Origin of the sequence: Bradyrhizobium sp. SZCCT0148 (assembly GCF_018129985.1) — a bacterium.
Classification (GTDB): Bacteria; Pseudomonadota; Alphaproteobacteria; order Rhizobiales; family Xanthobacteraceae; genus Bradyrhizobium; species Bradyrhizobium japonicum_H.
Genome location: NZ_JAFCKT010000042.1, coordinates 1 through 1,676, shown reverse-complemented (window position 1 = coordinate 1,676; position 1,676 = coordinate 1). Strand labels below are relative to the sequence as shown.

The 1,676-nt window shown below is 59.6% G+C and carries 1 protein-coding gene and 1 pseudogene; both read left to right on the top strand.

Annotated elements, in window-relative coordinates; all coding sequences use genetic code 11:
* Positions 1-84: 84 nt before the first annotated feature.
* Positions 85-942: pseudogene (locus JQ580_RS33685) on the top strand (transposase); the annotation flags it as partial.
* 320 nt (positions 943-1,262) lie between these two features.
* Positions 1,263-1,673 carry a BLUF domain-containing protein gene (locus JQ580_RS33680; protein ID WP_212285670.1) on the top strand — a complete coding sequence of 137 codons (411 nt, stop codon included), beginning with the start codon at positions 1,263-1,265 and terminating at the stop codon, positions 1,671-1,673.
* Positions 1,674-1,676 lie beyond the last annotated feature (3 nt).

Here is a 1,676-nt window from a genome sequence, read left to right as displayed (position 1 = left end):
CCTTAAAGCTAGACTTAAGGTCACACGCTTCGCGAATTACCACCCGTCACGCAAGACGGCCCTCGTCGGAGGCGTACCAAGGGGCTTCCACCGGAGGCTGCCGGCCGAGCGATCGATGAGTATCTGGCTGTCCTCGATGATGCCGCTTTCGGAGCGGCAACCGAGGTCACGCCGAAGTTCGTGTCGCCCTCCGACCCGGCGGCGCGCTGGACCGGGGCGCATGGTGGCCAAGCCTTCTTCGCCTACTCGACGAACTACCTGATCGACGTCGAGAACGCGATCATCGTGGATGTCGAGGCGACGACGGCAATCCGGCAGGCGGAGGTATTGGCCGCCAAACGCATGATTGAGCGCTCGCTCGAACGGTTCGATCTCTATCCGAACCGGCTCCTCGGTGACAGCGGCTACGGCTCGGCTGAGATGCTCGCCTGGCTGGTCTATGAGCACGGCATCGAGCCGCACGTTACAGTCTTCGACAAGTCCGCCCGCACTGACGGGATCTTCTCGCGCGACGACTTCACCTATGACCATGCCGGGGACGTCTATCGTTGCCCCAGTGGCAAAGTTCTTACCACGACCGGAACGCTGGTGAATGATGGCGCCACCATGCTTTACCTCGCCAGCAAGCGCGATTGTGATCGCTGCGCATTGAAGTCCCGGTGCTGCCCCAAGCAGGCCTCACGGAGGGTGCCGCGCTCGATCTACGAGGGCGCTCGCGACATGGCGCGCCAGATCGCAAGATCGTGGGAGGGCCGCACTTCGCGTCGGCTCCGCAAGAAGATCGAAATGCTGTTCGCGCACCTCAAGCGCATTCTCAAGCTCGATCGCCTGCGACTGAGGGGCCCGAACGGCGCGCGTGACGAGTTCACCCTCGCAGCCACCGCTCAGAACCTTCGTAAGATGGCCAAGCTGATCCCGATGCAAATCCCCAGGCCCGCATAGCGGAGAACCCAGGCGCTAGGCCGCTTCGGAGCTGGCGCCAATCCATCGGATTGCCGCTGCCTTTTTCAACGAAATCGGCCAAAAGCAGCGGTCGATCTAAGCATGGTCCTGTGTCCGCTCCGCCGTTGATAGGGACATCATTCGTCCGGCTAGGGACGTGAAGGGTATAGGGGCCGTCTCGGCCCGTTGGCACGACAACCAAACGATGGACCGACCGATGTGTGCCGTGCTTGAAGGTTGCGACGATTGAACTTGGAAATGGCGACCTTTAACCTTTTAACAATCCCAAAAAGGTATGGGGCTGATAGGAGGCGCGCACCATGTTGCTCAGGCTTACCTACCAAAGCCGCAATCTGCTCAAACGGCCAAACGGCAGTAGCGAGCTATTGAACATCGTTCGCTCGGCCGAGCGCAATAACCTAGCCCTTGCGCTGACTGGCGCCCTTCTCTTTGACAAAGATCAGTTCTTCCAGGTTCTTGAAGGCGAGGCGAATAGGGTTACTGGCCTCTTCGTCCGTATCGCGCAAGACGCGCGCCACACCGACATATGCCTCATTGATGCGAAGTCTGTTTTTGACAGGCGGTTTCCCAATTGGTCTATGGCTCTGATTGAGAGACCTCTTGCGCCTCTTGCTCCTGATTCCTTCTCGGCGGACGACTTGCTGAACTTCATGTGCGATCAACTCGCCGAGTCCAGCGGACCAATCAAGGTAGCTGTTCCGGTTTGGTGAGCG